Source organism: Nonomuraea sp. NPDC050680 (assembly GCF_040654555.1).
Taxonomy (GTDB): domain Bacteria; phylum Actinomycetota; class Actinomycetes; order Streptosporangiales; family Streptosporangiaceae; genus Nonomuraea.
On sequence record NZ_JBFAIF010000005.1, the window covers coordinates 77,120 to 98,164 of the forward strand.

The window sequence follows — 21,045 nt, forward strand, 5'->3', positions numbered from 1 at the left end:
CGCGTACTGCCGCATCACAGCCCTCTCCGGCGCAGCCGCACGACGACCTCGCCCGCGGTCAGGGCGCCCACGCCCGCCAACCTGTCACCGACCGCGGTGCCGACCTGCTTGAGCATCGAACCGGAGCTCTCAGGGCCGGTGATGACCACGACCTCGATCGTCCGCCTGCGCAGCCGTACCCGCGCTCGTCGCACGCCGTCGACCTCCTGGGCGACGGCCCGCAGCGTTCGGCGCAGGCCGGCCCGGGTGATGCCGATGACGATCATCGGGTCGGACGTCTCGACCGGCACGAGCCTGCACCGGCCCGGTACGGCGGCCAGCAGCAACATCACGACCCCCACGGCCATGGTCACCACGGCGGGCAGCGACAGCTGCCCCCAGGCGCGATGGGCCGCGAGGTCGAGGAGGTCGGACACCGGCAGCCAGCCGAGCGGCCTGCCGAGCAGGGCCGACACCACCTCGGCGGCGGCCAGCCACAGCCCGGCGGTCAGCGTGAGTGCCACGACGGTCCCTGCGGGTGTGCGCGCCGGTCTGAGCACCCGGCCCGACCTGCGCAGCGGGCTCTCCTGCGCGACGATCCCGGCGCCGGACAGTATCTGCTGGAGGGTGGTCACAACGACACAGGTACACGGCGAGGGCATGGCCCGGACCATGCCCTCGCCGCCGGTTTGCAGGATCATTACGGGGGCCGTCAACAAGATGAACCGCCCTCATATTCATTTGCCCGATATGTCGTTAAGCTGCCTTTATGAACGATCTCCGCCGCTATGACAGTGCTACCAGAGCGCTCGAGCCGCCATTGGCGATCCTCGATCTCGCGGCCATGCGCGCCAACGCGGCCGATCTCGTACGGCGGGCGGCCGGCAAGCCGATCCGGGTGGCGAGCAAGTCGATCCGCTGCCGCTCGGTCATGGAACGCATCCTGGCCATGGACGGCTTCCACGGCATCATGGCCTTCACGCTGCCCGAGGCGCTCTGGCTGGTCGAGCGGGGGTTCACCGACGTCCTCGTGGCCTACCCGACGGCCGACAGGCACGCGCTCGCGACGCTGGCCGGAGACGCGCGGGCGGCCAGTGAGATCACACTGACCATCGACGCCGCCGACCATCTCGACTACGTCGACGACGCGGTGGCAGAGGTCCGTTCGCGGGCGGAGATCCGGCTGTCGATGGACCTCGACGCGGGATATGTCGCTCTGGGCGGCAGATTCCGGGCGGGGACCCTGCGCTCCACGATCCGCGAGCCCGAGCAGGCCGCCGACCTGGCCGCCGACATCGCCAAGCGACCCGGCTTCCGCCTGGCGGGTCTGATGGCGTACGAGGGACAGATCGCGGGGGTCGGCGATGACCAGCCGGGCAACGCCGCGCTGGTCCGGGCGATCCGGATCATGCAGAGCCTGTCGGCCCGCGAGCTGGTCCTGCGCCGCGGCCGCCTCGTGAACGCCGTCCGGCAGCTCTGCGACCTGGAGTTCGTCAACGGCGGCGGCACCGGCTCCGTCGAGCGGACCGTGCGGGAGAAGGCGATCACCGAAGTGGCGGCGGGCTCCGGGTTCTTCCATCCCCGGCTCTTCGACTTCTACCGCGCCTTCACCGGCCGGCCGGCCGCGCTGTTCGCGCTCCCGGTCGTGCGCCGGCCGGGACCGGACGCGGTGACGGTGCTCGGGGGCGGCTACCTGGCCTCCGGGCGGCCGGGGACGAGCCTGCTACCGCAGCCGTACCTGCCCGCGGGGCTCCGCTACACGCGCGACGAGGGCGCGGGTGAGGTGCAGACGCCGCTGCTCGGCCAGGCGGCCCAGGACCTGCGGGTGGGCGACCGGGTCTGGTTCAGGCACGCCAAGGCGGGCGAGATGTGCGAACGCTTCAGCGAGCTTCACCTCGTCGACGGCGACACCATCGTGGAGACCGCTCCGACGTACCGGGGCGAGGGCCGGACGTTCCTCTGACGCCGCCTCTGGAACGGCTAGAAGCGGCGGCGACGGCGGCGCCAGAGGGTGATGGCCGCGCCGACCACCAGCACGACGCCCACGCCGATCAGCACCGGCGCCAGGCTGGGCTGCTCCTCGGCCCACAGCCGGTCCGGGTCGTCGGCGTACTCGACGGGGCGCTGCGTCACCCCGAGCGCGTCGCCGACCGAGGTCACCAGATGGCTCGCCCGTGTCTTCACGTCGGCCACCGTGCGCTCGGCGACCCGCTTGGGACTCACCCGGTCGGCGATGGCGTCGACCGTGTCCGCCAACTCCGCGCGCGTCCGCGCGATCCGCCGCTCCAGCTCGTCGGGATCGGTGTCAGCCATGGCTCTCCTTTCGACCGCGCTCCGTGCGAGCTCCGCCCGGTGATCAATGAAGCGCTCTTCGCTGATCAGTCTGTCAGGTCGGCGACCCGCACGGCACTCCGGGCAGGCCGGTAGGTTTTGCACGACGAACTCTGGAGGGCCCCATGACCGAAACCAAACTCGCGCCCGGCGACGCCGCGCCCGAGTTCACGCTTCCCGCCGCCGACGGCGAGACCGTCTCCCTCGAGACCTACCGCGGCCGGCGGGTGATCCTCTATTTCTACCCCGCCGCGATGACGCCGGGCTGCACCAAGCAGGCGTGCGACTTCCGCGACAACCTCGGCCAGCTGACCGCCGAAGGTTTCGTGGTGCTCGGCGTGTCGAAGGACAAGACGGCCAAGCTGGTCAAGTTCGCCGAGCACGACTCGCTCACCTTCCCGCTCCTGTCGGACCCCGAACTCGACGTGCACAAGGCGTACGGGGCTTACGGCACCAAGAAGCTGTACGGCAAGGAGGTCGTCGGCGTGATCCGCTCGACCTTCGTCATCGACGCCGACGGAAAGATCGAGCAGGCCCTCTACAACGTGAAGGCGACCGGCCACGTGGCGAGCTTGAAGAAGAAGCTCGGGCTGGCTTGAAAGGCGAGGGGCCCGTCCGGTCATGCGCCGGGGGCCCGTCCCTCGCGCGACGGGCCCCCGGCGCACTGCCGGGACGCTAAACTCGGCTCAGGCCCGCTCTGGCGGGGGCTGCGCGGGCGTGGCGAAATGGCATACGCGGCAGGTTTAGGTCCTGTTGGTGGCGACACTGTGGGGGTTCGAGTCCCCCCGCCCGCACCTCGGCTACTTCAGCGAAGTCCCCCATCTCGGCTACCTCAGCGCGTACGCCCTGATCACCTCCTGTGACAGGCTCGCCCCGCGCGTGTCGGCGGCCTTGAGACGCAACGAGACGACTCCGGCCGACCGCGGCCGGTCCAGCGTGGCCTCGTAGGCGCCGTTCCCCTTAGCGGTGAGCCGCCGGACCGCGCGCCACGAGGCGCCGTCGTCGTACGACACCTCCAGCGACACGTCCTTGATCGGGGCGGCCGCCGAGCCGTCCTGGTGGCGCAGGGTCAGGCCGAGCCGCGGTGAGGCGGCCTGGTTCTTCAGGTCCGTCGCCACGTCATAGTCGGCGAGCAGCAGCGGGATCGTCGTGCCCGGCCCGGCGTCGTGCTGCGACGGGAACGTCCACGCCGTCTTCGTCCTGGTCGACAGCCGGGCCCAGGCGGCGCGGTTCTCGACGTCGTACTCCATCCGATACGTGGCGGCGGCGGCCGGCAGGAGCAGTGTCCCCTGCGGGCGCCGCTCGGTCTGCGCCAGCAGCGTGTCCCCTTGGTAGAACCGCCAGCCGGTCTTCATGCCGGTCTCGAAGGTGTCGGTCTGGGCGACGCCGGTGTTCCGCCCCGCGTCGATGAGGCCCCACAGGTCGACCTGGAGCAGGTCGCCCTGCCTGCGCAGCGGCCGGACCGTACCGGGGCCGGGCAGCAGCGGCTGCTTGAACCAGGTGCGGCCGATCCGCTCCCCCGCCCGGAAGGGCGCGTCGTCGGGGCCCGAGACGCCGATGCGGGCCTGGTCGTGCTCCCACATGTAGTTGTACGGCCGCTCCGGCGCCTCCATGCTGCTGCTCCAGCGCACCCCGGAACCGGCGGTGAGGTAGTCGACCCGGTCGCGCGGCGTACGGCGGACGGGCCGGCCGGTGTCCCAGGAGGTCGTCTCCCACGGCTGCCAGCCGAAGCGGTTCTCGGAGAGCGTCACGTCGTCGGCCAGCTGGCTGAAGAAGTCCGAGTCCACCCGGGCCAGGGATCTCGCCCGCAAGGTGTGGTCGGGCCGGTCCCTGATCCCGCCCTCCTCGCTGAGGTACAGGTCGTACACGTACGGGCTGGCCACGATGCCCTTGGCCAGGACGGGCACCGGCAGCCTGCGCAGCCGGTCGGCCAGCCGGGCGCCCTCGTGTCCGGTGAGCGCGACGGTCGGGACCTTCAGCTTCACCCCGCTCTCCGACACGGGCAGGTCTCCGTAGACCGCGACCATCCGGGCCCCGGCCACCGCGGCGGCGTTGGACTGGGCGGCGACCGTCAGGTCGGCCGTGCGGCGGATCAGCGCGAGCCTGCCGCGCAGGTCGCGGCCCTTGAGGTCCGCGGGCGTGCCGGTTCCGGCGTCCACGGCCGGCAGCAGCGCGGAGCCGTCGAGGCGGGGGAAGTCGGCCGACACGTCGCTGAACCAGACGGGGTCGACGTAGTCGGGGTTCAGCTCCAGCCCGGCGGTCCGCAGGGTGATGGCGGGGGCCTCCAGGTGCCAGCGGGTGGCGACGGCGAACCGGCCCTTGGTGACGCGCTTCGTGGGCTGCAGGTAGTACGTCTCGTCGGCGCTCTCGTCCTGCAGGATCGTCTCGGTGAGCGGCGCGCCCTTGGCGGGCGCGCGGGTCCAGATGAGCTTGGTCGCGGTGCCCCTGTTCCGCTTGGTCACGTGGTCGGGCGTGTCGACCCGCATCTCGACCGCCTTGCGGGCGTCGAGCACGACCTCGGTGTCACCGGCGACCTTCAGCTCGGGCTCCCCGGTGAAGCTCAGATTGAGCACGGTGCCACGGTCGGCGTAGGACATGCTGTCGACCGACGGGCGCAGGGTGTTGATGACGCCGAGTACGGAGTAGGTGCCGGGCGGCACCAGCACGCACGAGCCACCCGGGTCACTCTCGCACCGCCGCACCGGGTCCCCGGGCAGTTCGCGGCCGTCGCGGGTCCCGTCGTCCACGTTCAGCGCGGCGGCGTACGCCGGCGCGGGGCGGCCGTCCCTGGCGATCCCGCTCACCCGCAGCCGGACCCGCTCGACCTCGACGTTGCCGGTCAGCGAGGTACGGATCGGCGGCCCTTGGCGCGGCGTCGCGACGAGCTCCGCGCGCTGCCACCCCACCTGCGCCTTGGCCGGATCGAGGGTGAGCCGGGCCGTGGCCTGCGCACCGCCGGGCAGGGACAGCTCGGCGGGCGAGACGCTGAACGAGCCGCCGGTGGCCAGGCCGAGGGTGACCGGGGACTTGCCGGGATTGCGGTAGGTGATCTCGCGGGTCACCGGCCGGCCGGAGGACACCTCGGACAGCCCGAAGTCGATCGGGCCCTGGGCGGTCAGCACCGGCTCCCCGAGCGCCGCGGCCACGTCCACCCGGCCGGTGCCCCGCTTGTCCACGGAGGTGTCGGGCATGGGCTTGGCCGTACCCATGAGCAGGGACTTCAGTTCCCCGGCCGAGATGCCGGGGCGTGACTGCCGCAGGAGCGCGGCGGCCCCGGCGACGTGCGGGGTGGCCATGGAGGTGCCGGACAGGCGGGTGTAGTGCTCGTCCACCGGCTCGCCGAGCGAGGTGCCCTTCGCCCGCGCGGCGACGATGCCGACGCCCGGCGCGGTGATGTCGGGCTTGACCGCGCGCTCCAGCCCGATGGGTCCGAAGCTGGAGAAGTCGGCCAGCCGGTCCTGGCCGTCGACCGCGCCCACGGTCAGCGCGGCGGGGGCGTCACCCGGGCTCCCGACGCAGGCTTCGCAGCCCCTGTTGCCCGCCGCCACCACGAACAGCGTTCCGTAACCCACGTACAGCGCGCCCAGGGCGTCGGTGAGCGGCCCGCCGGGGCTGGGGTCGCCCAGGCTCATGTTCACGATGTCGGCGTGCTTCTCCGCCGCCGCCCATTCCATCCCGTCGATGATCCAGGAGCTGAACCCCTCACCGTTGGCGTCCAGGACCCGGCCGTTGAGCAGCTTGACGCCGGGCGCGACGCCCTTACGCGAGCCGCCGGAGGCCGCGCCGCTGCCCGCGATGATGTCGGCGACGTGCGTGCCATGCCCGAACTCGTCGGTGGCGCTGCCGCTGTCGGTGAAGTCACGCTCGTCGGCGACCTTCCCCGCCAGGTCCGGATGCCCGGTGTCGACGCCGGTGTCCAGGACCGCCACCGTCGTGCCCGCGCCGTCGTAGCCCGCCGACCACGCGGCCGGCGCGCCGATCTGCGGCACGCTGCGGTCCAGCGCCGGCTCCACCTTGCGGTCGAGCCAGATCTTGGTGACGCCGTCGAGCGGGCTCTTCGTACGGCCCGCGGCCAGCGCGGACAGGTCACCGCCGAAGCCCCGCGCCGCGCTCTTGGCCAGCCGGACCCCCGAACCGCCGATGCTCTCCAGCGTGCGGACCGCCTTCAGCGCGGGGACGGCCGGCATCGCGCTCTGTTTCCCGTACGTGACGATGAGGGAGATGGCGTCCGACCGCGCGTCGGTGTAGCCCTGCGCGGCGAGGGCGGTCACGTTGAAGAGCTCGGGGTCGAGGCGGCCGGGGACCAGCCCTTCCACGTCGCTGGGCAGCACGGTGAGCTGCCCGCCGTCCTCGGTGATCCGGAAACCGGCGGGCGGCCCGTCCCCGCGCGGGGCGGCCGTGACGCTCGCCTTCTGACGGCCGTCGGCGGCGACGGCGACATGCACCTGGTCACCGGTGATCAGTGTGATGTCATAGCCGTGCTTGGCGGGGTCCGGCGCCAGCGCCGGGGCGTCCTCGGCCCGTGCGCCCGTACCGGTGATCGTGGTGACCGCGGCCACCGCCAGGGAGGCGGCCACCGCTGTCCAACGCCTGGGCCTCATCGGCCACCTCCAGAAAGCGAGAAATGTACCGGCCCAATTTCTAGTGACGTGGGGGCGTTCCGGTCCATAGGTCTCGTCTGGCGAGATCCCGACTTGTCGTAAACCCGCCTGGGCTACGCTCCCGTTCGGGACGACCGGACGACAGGGGGCGGGCATGGCGCAACGGCGGCTGCTGGAGGGCCTCGGCGTCAGCGTCGCCGAGGAGACGGCCTACCGGGCGCTGCTCCGCCACGGGCCCGCGACGCTGAGCCAGCTGGCCACCGAGACCGGCGCGTCCGCCGCCGCCATCCGCCGGATGCTGCCCAGGCTGGAGGACCTCGGGCTGATCTCCCGGGTGGCCGGCAGACCTCTGCGACTGATCGCCACGCCGCCGAACATCGCGATCGACGTGCTGGTGGCCCGCCGCCAGGAGGAGATCACGCACAGCCGGGCCGCCGCGGCGCTGCTCGCCACCGAGGTGGCCGACCGCACCGGACCGCATCCCGAGGAGGTGCTGGAGGTGGTGACCGGCCGTTACGCCGTCGCCCGCCGCTACCTCCAGCTCGAACGCAGCGTCACGGCCGAGATGCTCGTGCTGGTGCGCCCGCCGTACGCGGTCGACATCTTGGACGATCAGGAGAACGAGCAGCGTGCCGCCCACCAGGGTCCGTCCATCCGGGGCATCTACGGGCCGCTGGCGTTCGAGGAGCCCGGCATGCTGGCACACACGCGGCAGGCGATCGCCGACGGCGAGCAGGCCCGGCTGGGGCAGGTGCCCGTCAAGCTGGCCATCGCCGACGGCCGTACGGCCATGCTGCCGCTGGTGTCCGACGAGGACCGGGCGGTGGAGAGCGCGCTGGTCGTCCACCCGTCGGCGCTGCTCGACGCTCTGGTCGGGCTGTTCGAGGTGCTGTGGCAGGCGGCGGTGCCGCTGCGGCTGTCAGCGGACCCGGCCGCGCACATCGAGCGGGACGTGTGGCCGCAGCCGGGCGACACCGAGGTGCTCGCCCTGCTGGCGGTGGGGATGAAGGACGACGCGATCGCGCGGCAGCTCGGTCTCAGCCCGCGTACGGTGCAGCGGCGGGTGCAGGAGCTGTGCGAGCGGCTGGGGGCCCGTACGCGCTTCCACGCCGGGTTCCTGGCCGCGCAGCACGACCTGCTGGTCCTGGACCGCGGGCCTGGTCTGCGAGCGCCCTAACCGGTCTTTGTGGGCATCGGCGTGGGCATGACGCTGGGGGGCATCATCGTAGGTACGCCGCTGGGGACCACCGTGGGCAACGGATACGGAGTCGCCGGCATCTGATACGGACCGGGGTACGGCGGCAGCCGCCGGCAGTAGCCCCCGCCAGGGCCCGGACGACAGTCCTGGTAGCCGGGATAACTGGGATAGCGACCCCAGTAGACATGGGCGGAATCGCCTCGGTGGACCATGCCGCTGATCACCGCCACGGCGCCGCCCCCGAGAATGCCGCCGATGATCAGCCCGATCAGGCCCGCGCCGATGATCTGCGTGGGCTTCAGCCGGAAGAAGTCACGAAAGCTGTCAGAGCGCGGAGGTGGCGGTCTGTGGGGTGGTGGAGGAGCCGCTGTCGCCCAGCCGGCTCCGGGCGGCGGCCCCGAGACCCGGGTGGTCGCCGCTTCCGCGTCGCGGGGAGCGGCGGGCCGGTCTCCAGGGGTCGGGTCGCGTGGCGCTTCCTCTTCGCCACGCGACCCGGCATCACGATCATGATCCGCCATCACGATCTCCCTTTACTCGCCCGTTAAGGCGCTCCCAACGACAAGAGTGCCCTATGCCGCGTAAGGCTGGTGTAAGACCTGAGTCGTACCCAAACCTCCCCCTAGAGGCTGACAAACCCACGCCGAAGCCTCCGTATCGTAATGATGTGTTCGGCAGGGTAATGGGATGGTCAGGACGCCATGGCAGGCTCATGGACGCCCTCCGGGTGGCGCCACTGGCGGTGTTCTGCCTGTTCATGGCCGTGCCGTACGGGAAGAACGGCCCGTTCGACAACGGCAACCTGTACATCGGGGTGGCCGGCTATGTCGGGCTCTGCGCGATACTGATCGTCCCGCTGCTGTGGCGGCGGGACCGGCCGCTGACCGTCTTCGCGATCCTCTCGCTGGCCAGTTTCGGGCAGTGGCTGGCCAAGGCCGATCCGATGCCGGCCAACATCGCGGTGCTGGTGGCGCTCTACTCGGTGGCCTTCCGGTGCAGGTTCCCGTGGGCGATCGCCGCGGGCGTGGTGGCCGAGATCGGCGTGCTGCTGGTCATCGTGCGCTGGCAGACGCCGACGTTCAGCATCTTCTTCAGCGGCTCGATCCTCGTCGTGACGGTCTGGCTGACCGGCCTGTACGCCAGGACCCGCAGCCGCTATCTGGAGAGCCTGGAGGAGCGGGCGGAACGGGCCGAGCGCGAGCGCGACCAGCAGGCCCGGATGGCGGCCGCGGCCGAGCGCACCAGGATCGCCAGGGAGTTGCACGACGTGGTGGCGCACAACGTCAGCGTGATGGTGGTCCAGGCCGACGGCGCCGGATACGCCATCGACAGCGACCCCGACCAGGCGCGGCAGGCCGTACGCACCATCTCCAAGACCGGGCGCGAGGCGCTCGCCGAGATGCGCAGGCTGGTCGGCGTGCTGCGGGAGGACGGGTCCGACGAGACGGACTACACGCCGCAGCCGGGCCTCGCGCAGCTGGAGGAGCTGGTACGCGGCGCGGGTGTGCCCGCGCGGCTGCGGGTCGGCGGCCGGCCGGGCGAGCTGCCCGAGGGGCAGCAGCTCGCGGTCTACCGCATCGTGCAGGAGGCGCTGACGAACGCGCTCAAGCACGGCGGCCCCGGCGTCCGCGCGCTGGTCGAGCTGCGGTACGCCGGGCGCGAGCTGGTCGTGCGGGTGACCGACGACGGCAGGGGCGCGGCGGCGCCACGCAGCCCCGACGGGCACGGGCTGGTGGGGATGCGCGAGCGGGTCGGCATGTACGGCGGAGAGGTGGCGGCCGGGCCGAGATCGGGCGGCGGATACGAGGTGCTGGCCACGCTGCCGGTGCCGGGCACCAGGGCGGCCTAGTGATCCGGGTGATGCTGGTCGACGACCAGGAGTTGCTGCGCGCCGGGTTCAGGATGGTGCTGGGCGCCCAGCCCGACATCGAAGTGGTCGCCGAGGCCGGTGACGGGGTGCGGGCGCTGGAGGTGCTGCGCGAGGTCGAGGTGGACGTGGTGCTCATGGACGTACGCATGCCCAGGATGGACGGCGTGGAGGCGACCCGGCGGATCGACGGCCCCAAGGTGCTCATCCTGACCACCTTCGACCTCGACGAGTACGCCTTCGCGGCGGTCAAGGCGGGCGCCTCGGGCTTCCTGCTCAAGGACGTGCCGCCGGCCGACCTGCTGACCGCGATCAGGGCGGTGCACGCCGGCGACGCCGTCGTGGCGCCGAGCACGCTCAGGCGGATGCTCACCAAGTTCGCCGCGCAGCTGCCGACGGAGGAGCTCACGGCCGCGTCGGAGCTGACGCCACGCGAGCGCGAGGTGCTGCTCATGGTGGCCCGCGGCCTGTCCAACCAGGAGATCGCCGCCGGACTGGAGGTGGCGGAGGCCACGGTGAAGACGCACCTGGGCCGGGTGCTGGCCAAGCTGGGACTGCGGGACCGGGCCCAGGTGGTGGTCTACGCCTACGAGGCGGGCCTGGTGGTCCCGTCACGTCAGCCGAAAGGCTGACCCGGGTCATCTCAGGACCTATACGAAACCCCTCCTCAGGGCCCATATTTCCTGCACTTTCCGCTCCTAGGTTGGTCACGTTCCCGCAGACGAGAAGGAGTGAACGTGACCCTCACCGATACCCGCCGACAGGCTCCCGAGGCGGTGGTGGCCAGAGCGCTGACCAAGGTGTACGGCCAGGGCGACGCGCGGGTCCACGCCCTCCGCGGCGTGGACGTCGCCTTCGCGACGGGCGCGTTCACCGCGATCATGGGCCCGTCCGGTTCCGGCAAGTCCACGCTGATGCACTGCCTGGCCGGGCTCGACACCGCGACCTCCGGCACCGTGCACATCGGCGACGTGGAGCTGACCGGGCTCAACGACAAACAGCTCACGCTGCTGCGCCGCGAGCGGATCGGCTTCATCTTCCAGGCGTTCAACCTATTGCCGACGCTGACCGCCGAGCAGAACATCCGTCTGCCCCTGGAGATCTCCGCCCGCCAGCCGGACCGGCTGCTGTTCGACCGCGTCATCGAGACGGTCGGGCTGCGCGACCGGCTCGCCCACAAACCGACCGAACTGTCCGGCGGCCAGCAGCAGCGCGTCGCCGTGGCCAGGGCGCTGATCAGCAAGCCTCAGGTGATCTTCGCCGACGAGCCGACGGGCAACCTCGACTCGCGTAGCGGCGCCGAGGTGCTGTCGTTCCTGCGCACGTCCGTACGCGAACTCGGCCAGACCATCGTCATGGTCACGCACGACCCGGTGGCCGCGGCGTACGCCGACCGCGTGGTGTTCCTGCGCGACGGCGAGCTGGTCAGCGAGATCAGCGCGCCCTCACCGCAGTCGGTGCTCGACACGCTGATGAAGCTGGAGGCCTGAGTTGCTGCGGACGACTCTGGCCGGGCTGCGCGCGCACAAAGTGCGGCTGCTGCTCACCTCGCTGGCGATCACGCTGGGTGTCGGCTTCATCGCGGGTACGTTCGTGCTGACCGACACCATCAAAGCCGGCTTGTCGCAGCAGGCCACGGCCGAGGCGGACAAGGTCGGCCTGGCCGTACTGCCCGAGGACCGCGAGGGAGCGCTACCGGAACGCCTGCTCGACCAGGTGCGCGGCCTGTCCGGCGTGCTGGAGGCGCAGGGGCTGATCCGCGGCGGCGCGCCGTTGCTGGGCAAGGACGGCAAGGTGGTCGGGAACATGCCGACCACGGCCGTCTCGATCGTGACCGGCCGGCTCGGCCGCACCACCATACTCAGCGGCACCGGCCCGGGATCCGACGACCAGGCGGCGGTGCTCGACAAGAACACCGCCAAGGCCCAGGGCCTCAAGCTCGGCGACACGATCACCGTGCTCGACTCCCGGCACCGCGAGCAGCGGTTCAGGCTGGTCGGCATCATGGACACCGGCCTGGACCAGATGCTGGCGTACACCGGCGCGGTCGGCTTCACCCCGGCCACCGCTCAGCGGATGACCGGCGCGAAGGGCTTCGCCGAGATCGACATCGCGGGCGACGGCGCGGGGCTCAAGCAGGCGGTCGCCGCCGCCGCCGGATCGGGAGCGGTGGTCAAGACCGGCGCGGAGCTCGCCAAGGGCCTGGCGGCCGAGTCCGGCATCGAGATGGAGTCACTGACCACCGGTCTGCTGCTGTTCGGCCTGGTGGCCATGCTGGTGGCCGCGCTGGTCATCTACAACACCTTCAATATCCTCGTCGCGCAGCGGGCCAGGGAGATGGCGCTGCTGCGCTGCATCGGCGCCACGCGCGGGCAGGTGTTCGGCTCGATCGTGCTGGAGTCCACCGCCGTCGGCCTCCTGTCGTCCGCGCTCGGCCTGCTCGCGGGCTACGGCCTGGGCGCGGCGACGCTGGCCGTGCTGGGCGCGCTCGACGCCCCGCTGCCCACGAACGCGGCCATCTCGCTGACGCCGGTCACGATGCTCAGCGGCCTGGGCCTCGGCCTGCTGGTCACCGTCGGGGCGGCGCTGCTGCCGGCGCGGGCCGCCACCCGGGTCGCGCCGATCGCGGCGCTGCGCACGCAGGTGGAGGAGCAGACGTTCCGCACCGGCGTCGTACGCGTGCTCCTCGCCGCGCTCTTCCTCGTCGCCGGGCTCGGCGCGGCCGGCTACGGGGCACTGGTGATGGAGCCGGGCCAGATGGTGCCGCTCTTCGTCGTCATGGGCGGTGGCGCGCTGACCTTCCTGGCGGTACTCATCCTTGGACCGGTGCTGGTCAAGCCGCTGAGCGCGCTGATCGGCTGGATCCCGGCCAGGCTGTTCGGCGTGCCGGGGCGGCTGGCCGTGGACAACTCCGCACGTAACCCCCGCCGGGCCGCCACCACGACCGTGGCACTGACCATCGGCGTGACGCTCATGACGCTGATCTCGGTGGTCACGGCCTCGACGCGGGTGACGATGACGGCCAAGCTCGACAACCAGTTCCCCATCGACTACCTGGTGGCCACCCAGGAGCGCGACGCCGCCGTCCCCCGGTCGGTGGCCAACGCGCTGAGGCGCAGCCCGGAGCTGTCCTCGGTCGTACAGATCCGCGCGGCCAAGGCCAAACTCCCCGCCTCCGGCGATTCGGTGCAGGTCGGCACCTTCAACGGACCGATCAAGCCGGAGGTACGGTCCGGTTCGATGGACCGGCTGGAGCCGGGGCAGGTCGCGGTGGCCGCTTCCGCCGCCAAGCAGTTCGGGCTGCGGGTCGGCGGCACGGTCGCGGTGCGGACCGCCAAGGCCGGGACCGTCACGTTGCGGGTGGTCGCCATTCTCGCGGGCGATTCGTCCCTGCCGACGTTCACCGTGGCCGAGGGGCCCTTCGAGGAGTACTTCGGCCAGATACCCGACACGCGGGTGATGGTGAACATCAAGGACGGCGTGCCCACCGCACAGGCCCGCAAGGTGGTGGACGCGGCGACGGCGGCCTACCCGATGGTCCAGGTGACGAGCGCGACGGAGGTACGCGGGCAGTTCGACGACACGCTGGACATGTTGCTGATGATCATCACCGGGCTGCTGGGCCTGGCGATCCTGATCTCACTGCTCGGCATCGCCAACACGCTGTCGCTGTCGGTACATGAGCGGACCAGGGAGTCGGCGCTGCTGCGGGCCCTCGGGCTGACCAGGCCGCAGCTGCGGCGGATGCTCTCGGTGGAGGCGCTGGTGCTCGGGCTCATCGGGGCGCTGGTCGGGGTGGTGCTCGGCGGCGTGTTCGGGTGGGCGGCGATGCGGGCGATGATCGACGGCGCCGGGTTCGTGATTCCCGTGGGGCAGATCGCGCTGTTCGTGGTGCTTTCGGGGCTGGCCGGGGTGCTGGCCGCGGTACTGCCTGCGCGCCGGGCGGCTCGGGCGTCGATCGTGGGCTCGCTAGCAACCGGATAATCCCCGACAAATCACGATAAAGACGACAATTTCCGGATAGAAAGCTATGCGGGGCGGCGAGCCGCATCCCTCGTCGTCCCGCACACCCGGCCCCCGCCGCTCGCCGCTCGCCGCTCGCCTGGTCAGCGAGGGGCACGGCCGATCAGCGCGGGGTACGGCCGGGCCAGAGCTCGGCGACCGTTTCCGGATCGAGAAGCGGCCGGGTGACCACCTCGCCGGACACCTTGTCGATCACGATGCAACCCCCGCCGACCGTACTGGGCAGGGTCGCCGGGTCGTCGAGCTCAGGCTCTCGTATCCAAGCGACATAGCCCTCATTGAACCCATGAATCCCCACCGAGACGGAGTCGTCCGCCCGCCGCACCCCGTTGAAGTACTCCTCCGCCAACGCCCTGGCCTGGTCGAGATTCATTGCGGTTGCCCCTGCCTGTCAACGATCACGCAGAACACCCCGGTCACCGTCGTATAGGGCGGCTCAACGGCCATATGGCCCCGTTGGGCATCGATCCAGATCACCTCGCCACCCGAGTTGACCGCGTTCCACGCATGAGACCCGCCACCGGGCCAGCGCACCACGATCACCGCCGCCGCCCCGTGACCCGCCTCCAGCAGCCGCCGCGCCACCATCGGATAGGCGTGCCGCCCCTGCCCCAGGTACTGGAACCGCTGCCCCACCCACCGCTCGATCCGCCCCGTGCCCCCGGCCTCACCGGTGACCTGCGGCCGGCCGATCCGGTCGTACTCCGGCACCCTCGGCGCCGCCGCCGCAGGCTCGCCGTGCCAGGTGGACAGCACGGCCAGCGCGCAGTCGGCGGCGTTGGACGCCCGAAACGGGTCGTCGGCCGGACCGCCGCCGTTGATCAGCCTGACCCACGTGCCGCGCGGATCGGGAAACCGCGTACCGAGCGGAATCGCCAGCGCCAGATCGTGCTCCACCTGCGCATCGGGCTTCGCCAGCCCCCCAGGCACCCCGTAGGGCCGATAACCGGCCAACCTCGGCGGCCGATGCGACCGATCGAACCAGTCCCGCTCAGCGACCGCCTGCCGCCCAGCCGCCCCCGCCCCAACCCCCTGCCAACCGGAGCCTCCGACCCCAACCTCCTGCCGACCAGAACCTCCGACCCCGATCACCTGCCGACTAGGACCTCTGGTCCCGGTCCCGGTCCCGGTCCCGGTCCCGGTCCCGGTCGCGTGCCGCCCAGCCGTCCCCACCCCGGCTCCCTGCGGCGCAACCGCCCCGGCCCCACCTACCTGCCGCTCAACCCCCGCAATACCCGAGCTTGGCGAAGCACTCTCCGGCGAGAGACCCAAAATGGCCGCCGCCGACCCACCGAACATCCCCGCCCCACCCGTCGCCCCAGCGCCCGGCCCCCCCGCACCGTCGCTGATCCCGCCCCCGCTAAACCCTGCGCCCTCCGCGAATGCCGAGCCACCTGCTGAGTCCGACCCACTCCCGGAGCCGAAGCCGCTCCCAGGCACCGATCCACTCCGAGACCCCGCCTCGGACACCTGGCCTCTCCCGGCCATCGCGCCGCTCCCGGAGATCGCGCCGTTCACGGAGATCGCGCCGTTCACGGAGATCGCGCCGTTCACGGACACTGAGCCATGCCGGGAGATCGAGCCACCCTCGGACACCGATCCGGTCCGGGACACCGCGCCACCCCCGGACACCGAGCCGCCCCCGGCTACCCCGCCACCCCCGGACAACGAGCCGCCCCCGGACAACGAGCCGCTCCCGGACCCCATGCCGCTCGCGGGCGCGGGTGCGTTGCCCACCGCTGATTCCCCCATTTGCGCCATGCCGCCCGGCACACCGCTCGACGCCGAATGCCGCGAGGCGACAGGCGCGCTGTGGCGCCCGACCGATGAGGCGCCCGGCGAGGCGCCTGGCCGTACGGACGCGGAACCGGCAGACGGCGTGGGTGGGTGGGGACCCGACGACGCGTCAGGCGGAGCACCAGGCGGGTCGACCAACGGCCCGATCGACTCCCCAGACGACGGATCGGCCCCCCGGTCAACCGACCTCCCAGCTATGGCCGACCCGCCGGCCACGGCCGTCTTCCCGGCTACGGTCGACCCTCCAACCACGGCTGACCGTTCCGGCGGCGCCGGCCATCGCACCGCCGTCCGTTCCGGCGGCGCCGGCCATCGTGCCGCCGACCGTCCGGCCGACGGACCCGATAGCGCGGTCAGTGAGGCGCCCCACGGAGTCCCCGGCCATTCGGGTGGCGAGTCGGGCGATGAGTGGGCGGCAGAAGCCGAGGCGGGCGATAGACCGCCGGAAGGCGGCGAACCAGGCGACAGGCGACCTGAAGACGGCGACGGGCGGCCGGAAGAAGGGGAACCAGACGATAGGCCGCCGGAAGACGGCGAACTCGCCGATACCCGACCCGAGGAGGGCGACGGGGAGGCGGAAGAAGGCGAGCTAGGCGATGCGTGGGCGGAAGAGGGCGGGGCCGGGGTCGGGAGGGGGGAGGCGAGCAGGTCCGAGTCGGCGGCGCGCTCATAGTCGCGCCACCTGACCCCGTCACCCACCACAGGGTCGTAATGCCCCTCGGGAAGGACCCACCGCATGCTGAACTTGCGGTCGCGGAACACGTCCTGCCTCCTGTCATGGCTCGACGACCGATCGTAGGGCGATGGGCCATCTCAAGGAGGGGAAGTCAACAAGTTTTGGCGGTCCCAACTACCCGCCTTACCTGCGCAAACAGGGAGAAGGGCCGCGCTCAGGCGACGTTGACCTGGATGGAGTGCCAGCCGCTCGCACCGTCAGGCGCCGGCGGCGCCTGCTGTTCGGTCTGAGTACGGCCGGCCGCGTCCGTGGCCCGGACCTCGATCGTGTGCTTGCCGGCAGTGAGGTCCCAGTCGAGCGACCACTGACGCCACGTGTCGGGGCCCGGCACCTGGGCCAGCTTCGCCTGCCGCCACTCACCCCGGTCGACGCGCACCTCCACCGCGTCGATCCCGGTGTGCTGCGCCCAGGCCACGCCCGCGATCGTGGTACGCCCCGCCGTCACCGACGCGCCCGGCTTGGGCAGGTCGATGCGGGACTCCGTCTTGATGGGCCCCCTGGCGGACCAGCCGCGCGGCGTCCAGTACGCCTCGTCCCTGTCGAACCGGGTCACCTTGACGTCCACCACCCACTTGGTCGCCGAGACGTACCCGTAGAGGCCGGGCACCACCTGGCGCACCGGGAAGCCGTGCTCGACGGGCAGGGCCTCGCCGTTCATCGCGATGGCGAACAGCGCGTCGCGACCATCCATCACCACGTCGACCGGGGTTCCGGCGGTGAAGCCGTCGTCGGAGGTGGACAGCAGCATGTCGGCGCCGGACTGGAGGCCCGCCTCGCGTAGCAGGTCGGCCATCCGGGCGCCGAGCCAGCGGGCATTGCCGATGTACTCGCCGCCGACCTCGTTGGACACGCAGGTCAGCGTGACGTACGACTCGGTGAGGGGGCGCTTCAGCAGGTCGGCGTACGTGATCTCGATCGGCCGGTCCACCATCCCGTGGATGCGCAGTTTCCACTGCCGGGGATCGACATGCGGCACGATCAGCGCGGTATCGACCCTATAGAAGTCCTGATTTTTCGTGACGAATGGGGAGAGGCCGCGGATACCGAAATCCGTTCCCGGTGGCAGCGGTCTGGCCGCCACCCTGGGTCTGGGCAGAGCGACCGCCACCCGGGCGGTCTCCGCCGTCTGTCTCCCCCCGAGCACCCGCCCAGCCAGCGTGGCGGCCCCCGCGACCACCACACCACCCGCGACGCCGCCGAGCAGCCGCCGCCGGTCGAACGAGTACGGCTCCGAGCCGGCCCGCATCACGGCAGGCCGCTCAGCCTCATCCGCGGGAACCCCAGGAGAATCAGCCGAGGATCCGCCGCCACCACCAGGCTCGGCACCCGAAGCCGACGAAGCCGCCACCCCCGCGCCCCCGTACGACACCCGCATGCCCCGCGCCAGCAGCCACGTGAGGGCCCACGCCCCGACGCCGACCCCCACCACGGTCGGCACCACGTCGAGCACTCCCGCGCCCGGCCTGGTCACCACCGCCGCGATGCCCACGACGCCGAACGCCCCGAGCCCCACCAGCCCGTACGCGACCCGCCGCCGCGCCAGCACCCCGATGAGCGCCGCCACCACCGCGAGCACCACCAGCACACCCGCGATGAGCACGGTCTTGTCGTTCGAGCCGAAGTTGCTGATGGCGAACTCTTTGAGCCACGCGGGCGTGTTGTCCACGACCACGTTGCCCACGGCCACCACGGGAAAGGCGGCGGGCTTCAGCACCCCGGCGACGAGTTGCGCGACGCCGAGCGCCACGGCCCCGGCCACCACTCCCGCCAGCGCCCCGGCCCAGGCCGGCATCACATCGTTGTTCTGCACGGTTCTGACGCTACGCCTCTGGCGGCCGGTGGTTCTTACGCGATGGTTACGTCAACTCTCGATGGTCGCGTCAGCTCGCGATGAGGTCACGGACGATCGGGGCGAGGGCGCGGAAGGCGCGGCCCCGGTGGCTGATGGCGTCCTTCTCGTCGGCGGAGAGCTCGGCCGCGGTGCGGGTCTCGCCCTCGGGCACCAGGATCGGGTCGTAGCCGAACCCGTTGGTGCCGCGGGGGGTCGTGACCAGGTGGCCCGCCAGCGTGCCCTCGACCACGCGCCACTCCCCCGACGGCAGCGCCAGCGCGGCCGCGCACGCGAAGTGGGCGGTCAGCTTGTCGGCGGGCACATCGGAGATCTGCGCCAGCAGCAGGTCGAGGTTGGCCTTGTCGTCGCCGTGGCGCCCCGACCAGCGGGCCGAGAACACCCCGGGCATGCCGTTGAGCACGTCGACGCAGAGGCCCGAGTCGTCGGCCACCGCGGGCAGCCCCGAGCCCTGCGCCACCGCGTGCGCCTTGAGCAGGGCGTTGTCCTCGAACGTGACGCCGGTCTCGGCCACCTCACCGATCGAGGGGAACTCCTCGAGCCCCACGATGTCGAACCCCGACAGGATCCGGCGCAGCTCAGCGATCTTGCCCGCGTTGCGGGTGGCCAGGACGATTTTCATGCCCCCAGCGCCTCCTGCTGGATCAGGGTGAGCTCCTCGCAGCCGGTGACGGCCAGGTCGAGGAGCTGGTTGAGCGCGGCGCGGTCGAACGGCGCGCCCTCGGCGGTGCCCTGCACCTCGACGAAGCTGCCGGCTCCGGTCATCACCACGTTCATGTCGGTCTCGGCCGCCACGTCCTCGGTGTAGCAGAGGTCGAGCATCGGGACCGAGCCGACCACGCCGACCGAGACGGCGGCCACCGAGTCGACCAGCGGGTCGCCGGGGCACATCCGGCGCTCGCGCATCCACGCGACGGCGTCGGCCAGTGCCACGTAGGCGCCGGTGATCGCGGCGGTCCTGGTGCCGCCGTCGGCCTGCAGGACGTCGCAGTCGAGCAGGACGGAGTTTTCGCCCAGCGCCTTGTAGTCGACGCAGGCCCGCAGCGAGCGGCCGATCAGCCGCGAGATCTCGTGCGTGCGCCCGCCGATCTTCCCGCGGACCGACTCGCGGTCGTTGCGGGTGTTGGTCGCGCGCGGCAGCATCGCGTACTCGGCCGTGACCCAGCCCTGGCCGCTCCCCCGGCGCCAGCGCGGCACGCTGTCCTGGACCGATGCGGCGCACAGGACCCGGGTGCCGCCGAACTCCACCAGCACCGAGCCTTCGGCATGGGTAATCCATTGCCTGGTAATGGTGATGGGGCGGAGCTGGTCGGGGTTTCGGCCATCCTGTCGCGACATGCAGATCACCCTATCTCCGCGCCGCAACGCTCTTGACCGAATGTGTCCGACACATGGATCCTTACGCAATGACAACGGGGGTGTTGCGAAACCCTGACTTTATCCGGTTCCTCAGTTCGCACGTGGCCAACGAACTCGGAGCCAACATTTCCCGCGTGGCGCTCCCTTTGGTCGCCGTGCTGGCACTGCACGCCGGACCGCTGGAGGTCGGCGTGCTCTCCGCGCTGCAGACGGCGGCGTTCCTCGCGATCGGCCTGCCCGCGGGGGTCTGGGTCGACCGATTGCGCAGGCGCCGCGTGATGGTGACCTCCGACCTGGTCAGATGCCTGCTGCTGGCGAGCATCCCGGTCAGCGACGCGCTGGGGCTGCTGTCGGTCGGCATGCTGTACGTGGTCGCGCTGCTGGCCGGCACCGCCCAGGTCTTCAACGACGTGGCCGACCAGACCTACCTGCCGGAGCTGGTGAGCAGAGACCGTCTGAGCGACGGCAACTCCAAGCTCGAGTTCGTCAGGTCGGGCGGCTCGCTCGCCGGTCCCAGTCTGGGTGGCGCGCTCGTACAGCTGATCGGCGCCTCGCGCACGATGCTGGCCACGGCGCTGGCCGCGCTGGGCTCACTGGTCCTCCTGAGCGCCATCAAGACGCCTGACCAGGCGCCGGTCGCCGAGGAACGCCCGCGGATGCGACAGGGCATCGCCGAGGGGCTCGGGTTCGTCCGGCGCGACCGGCTGTTGCGGGTGATCGTCATCACGACCGCGGCGACGAACCTGAGCCTGAGCGCCGTGGTCAGCCTGTCGGTGCTGTTCCTGGCCGACGTGGTCCGGCTGCCACCCGGCCTGATCGGTGTAATGCTCATGTCGGGCGCGGTCGGCGGACTGCTCGGCGGCCTCACCGGGAGCCGGTTGTTCACCAGGTACGGCACGGCGAGGATGACCTGGCTGGCCATAACCGTCACCTCGCCCTTCGGCCTGCTGCTGCCCATGACGCAGGCCGACTGGCGGGTCTCCTTGTTCGCGATCGCCTCGATCGCGCTCTCCTGGGGCGCGATCATCTACAACGTCGGCCAGCTCACCTACCGGCAGACCGTCACGCCGCAGGGCATGCTCGGGCGGGTCAACGCGACGGTCAGGTTCATCGTCTGGGGCACGATGCCGCTGGGCGCGTTGCTCGGCGGCATCGTGGCTCAGCACATCGGGGTGCGAGAGGCCCTCTGGGTGTTCATGGGCGCGCGGCTGCTGTCGTTCCTGCCGCTGATGTTCTCGCCGCTGCCGCGGCTACGGGACTTCTCACAGATTCAAGCCAAGTCGTAAACGAGAGGCAGGCCCGGGCCAG

At 71.5% G+C, this 21,045-nt stretch carries 17 protein-coding genes and 1 tRNA gene; 9 read left to right on the top strand and 9 right to left on the bottom strand.

Annotated elements, in window-relative coordinates; translation table 11 throughout:
- Positions 1–14 precede the first annotated feature (14 nt).
- Positions 15–680: a DUF6286 domain-containing protein gene (locus tag AB0H88_RS20305; RefSeq protein ID WP_357646550.1), complete on the bottom strand. Its 666-nt coding sequence runs from the start codon at positions 678–680 to the stop codon at positions 15–17.
- Positions 681–748: 68 nt separating this feature from the next.
- Here AB0H88_RS20305 and AB0H88_RS20310 point away from each other — a divergent pair, with 68 nt between their 5' ends.
- The gene (locus AB0H88_RS20310; protein WP_357646552.1) at positions 749–1,942 is read left to right on the top strand and encodes an amino acid deaminase/aldolase; all 1,194 of its coding nucleotides are present in this window, start codon (positions 749–751) and stop codon (positions 1,940–1,942) included.
- A 17-nt stretch (positions 1,943–1,959) separates the two neighbouring features.
- On the opposite strand, the gene AB0H88_RS20315 is transcribed toward AB0H88_RS20310, so the two are convergent.
- Positions 1,960–2,292, bottom strand: a complete 333-nt coding sequence (locus AB0H88_RS20315) for a DUF3618 domain-containing protein (RefSeq protein WP_357646554.1) — start codon at positions 2,290–2,292, stop codon at positions 1,960–1,962.
- Positions 2,293–2,435: 143 nt separating this feature from the next.
- Here AB0H88_RS20315 and bcp point away from each other — a divergent pair, with 143 nt between their 5' ends.
- Both bcp and AB0H88_RS20325 read left to right on the top strand, forming a co-directional pair.
- Positions 2,436–2,909, top strand: a complete 474-nt coding sequence (gene bcp / locus AB0H88_RS20320) for a thioredoxin-dependent thiol peroxidase (protein WP_357646556.1) — start codon at positions 2,436–2,438, stop codon at positions 2,907–2,909.
- Positions 2,910–3,021: 112 nt separating this feature from the next.
- A tRNA-Leu gene (locus tag AB0H88_RS20325) sits at positions 3,022–3,104 on the top strand.
- Between the two features lie 33 nt (positions 3,105–3,137).
- Here AB0H88_RS20325 and AB0H88_RS20330 read toward each other — a convergent pair.
- Complete coding sequence (locus AB0H88_RS20330; protein WP_357646557.1) at positions 3,138–6,911, bottom strand: S8 family serine peptidase; 3,774 nt, start codon at positions 6,909–6,911, stop codon at positions 3,138–3,140.
- Between the two features lie 154 nt (positions 6,912–7,065).
- Here AB0H88_RS20330 and AB0H88_RS20335 point away from each other — a divergent pair, with 154 nt between their 5' ends.
- Positions 7,066–8,088, top strand: a complete 1,023-nt coding sequence (locus tag AB0H88_RS20335; RefSeq protein WP_357646559.1) for a helix-turn-helix domain-containing protein — start codon at positions 7,066–7,068, stop codon at positions 8,086–8,088.
- On the opposite strand, the gene AB0H88_RS20340 is transcribed toward AB0H88_RS20335, so the two are convergent.
- A complete protein-coding gene (locus tag AB0H88_RS20340) occupies positions 8,085–8,627 on the bottom strand; it encodes a hypothetical protein (protein ID WP_357646561.1) in 543 nt (180 codons plus the stop codon). The genes AB0H88_RS20335 and AB0H88_RS20340 overlap by 4 nt on opposite strands.
- Before the next feature lie 146 nt (positions 8,628–8,773).
- Between AB0H88_RS20340 and AB0H88_RS20345 the strand changes: the two genes are divergently transcribed.
- The 4 genes from AB0H88_RS20345 (at position 8,774) to AB0H88_RS20360 (ending at position 13,957) form a co-directional block, all read left to right on the top strand.
- Positions 8,774–9,955: a sensor histidine kinase gene (locus tag AB0H88_RS20345; RefSeq protein WP_357646563.1), complete on the top strand. Its 1,182-nt coding sequence runs from the start codon at positions 8,774–8,776 to the stop codon at positions 9,953–9,955.
- Entirely contained in the window at positions 9,955–10,605 is a 651-nt protein-coding gene (locus tag AB0H88_RS20350) for a response regulator transcription factor (RefSeq protein WP_357646565.1), read from the top strand. The genes AB0H88_RS20345 and AB0H88_RS20350 overlap by 1 nt, the downstream gene beginning before the upstream one ends.
- A 105-nt stretch (positions 10,606–10,710) precedes the next feature.
- Positions 10,711–11,463: an ABC transporter ATP-binding protein gene (locus AB0H88_RS20355; protein ID WP_357646567.1), complete on the top strand. Its 753-nt coding sequence runs from the start codon at positions 10,711–10,713 to the stop codon at positions 11,461–11,463.
- Between the two features lies 1 nt (position 11,464).
- The gene (locus AB0H88_RS20360; RefSeq protein ID WP_357646569.1) at positions 11,465–13,957 is read left to right on the top strand and encodes an FtsX-like permease family protein; all 2,493 of its coding nucleotides are present in this window, start codon (positions 11,465–11,467) and stop codon (positions 13,955–13,957) included.
- Between the two features lie 142 nt (positions 13,958–14,099).
- Here the strand turns inward: AB0H88_RS20360 and AB0H88_RS20365 are convergent, their stop codons facing one another.
- The 5 genes from AB0H88_RS20365 to rph all read right to left on the bottom strand — a co-directional run bounded on the left by AB0H88_RS20365 (position 14,100) and on the right by rph (position 19,716).
- Positions 14,100–14,369: a hypothetical protein gene (locus AB0H88_RS20365; protein WP_357646571.1), complete on the bottom strand. Its 270-nt coding sequence runs from the start codon at positions 14,367–14,369 to the stop codon at positions 14,100–14,102.
- Complete coding sequence (locus tag AB0H88_RS20370) at positions 14,366–14,893, bottom strand: toxin glutamine deamidase domain-containing protein (RefSeq protein ID WP_357646573.1); 528 nt, start codon at positions 14,891–14,893, stop codon at positions 14,366–14,368. Before AB0H88_RS20370 ends, AB0H88_RS20365 begins: the two co-directional genes overlap by 4 nt.
- A 1,790-nt stretch (positions 14,894–16,683) precedes the next feature.
- Entirely contained in the window at positions 16,684–18,339 is a 1,656-nt protein-coding gene (locus AB0H88_RS20375) for a molybdopterin-dependent oxidoreductase (protein ID WP_357646575.1), read from the bottom strand.
- A gap of 70 nt (positions 18,340–18,409) precedes the next feature.
- Complete coding sequence (gene rdgB / locus AB0H88_RS20380) at positions 18,410–19,000, bottom strand: RdgB/HAM1 family non-canonical purine NTP pyrophosphatase (protein WP_357646577.1); 591 nt, start codon at positions 18,998–19,000, stop codon at positions 18,410–18,412.
- Positions 18,997–19,716, bottom strand: a complete 720-nt coding sequence (gene rph / locus AB0H88_RS20385) for a ribonuclease PH (RefSeq protein WP_357646579.1) — start codon at positions 19,714–19,716, stop codon at positions 18,997–18,999. The genes rdgB and rph overlap by 4 nt, the downstream gene beginning before the upstream one ends.
- A gap of 68 nt (positions 19,717–19,784) precedes the next feature.
- Between rph and AB0H88_RS20390 the strand changes: the two genes are divergently transcribed.
- The gene (locus tag AB0H88_RS20390) at positions 19,785–21,023 is read left to right on the top strand and encodes an MFS transporter (protein WP_357646581.1); all 1,239 of its coding nucleotides are present in this window, start codon (positions 19,785–19,787) and stop codon (positions 21,021–21,023) included.
- Positions 21,024–21,045 lie beyond the last annotated feature (22 nt).

What these genes read in the sequence shown, in the direction of transcription:
- bcp (WP_357646556.1), top strand. Translation starts at nt 2,436, where the DNA reads ATGACCGAAACCAAACTCGCGCCCGGCGACGCCGCGCCCGAGTTCACG.
- AB0H88_RS20310 (WP_357646552.1), top strand. Translation starts at nt 749, where the DNA reads ATGAACGATCTCCGCCGCTATGACAGTGCTACCAGAGCGCTCGAGCCG.
- rdgB (WP_357646577.1), bottom strand. Translation starts at nt 19,000, where the DNA reads ATGAAAATCGTCCTGGCCACCCGCAACGCGGGCAAGATCGCTGAGCTG.
- AB0H88_RS20340 (WP_357646561.1), bottom strand. Translation starts at nt 8,627, where the DNA reads ATGGCGGATCATGATCGTGATGCCGGGTCGCGTGGCGAAGAGGAAGCG.
- AB0H88_RS20365 (WP_357646571.1), bottom strand. Translation starts at nt 14,369, where the DNA reads ATGAATCTCGACCAGGCCAGGGCGTTGGCGGAGGAGTACTTCAACGGG.
- AB0H88_RS20390 (WP_357646581.1), top strand. Translation starts at nt 19,785, where the DNA reads ATGACAACGGGGGTGTTGCGAAACCCTGACTTTATCCGGTTCCTCAGT.
- rph (WP_357646579.1), bottom strand. Translation starts at nt 19,716, where the DNA reads ATGTCGCGACAGGATGGCCGAAACCCCGACCAGCTCCGCCCCATCACC.
- AB0H88_RS20330 (WP_357646557.1), bottom strand. Translation starts at nt 6,911, where the DNA reads ATGAGGCCCAGGCGTTGGACAGCGGTGGCCGCCTCCCTGGCGGTGGCC.
- AB0H88_RS20305 (WP_357646550.1), bottom strand. Translation starts at nt 680, where the DNA reads ATGATCCTGCAAACCGGCGGCGAGGGCATGGTCCGGGCCATGCCCTCG.
- AB0H88_RS20335 (WP_357646559.1), top strand. Translation starts at nt 7,066, where the DNA reads ATGGCGCAACGGCGGCTGCTGGAGGGCCTCGGCGTCAGCGTCGCCGAG.
- AB0H88_RS20315 (WP_357646554.1), bottom strand. Translation starts at nt 2,292, where the DNA reads ATGGCTGACACCGATCCCGACGAGCTGGAGCGGCGGATCGCGCGGACG.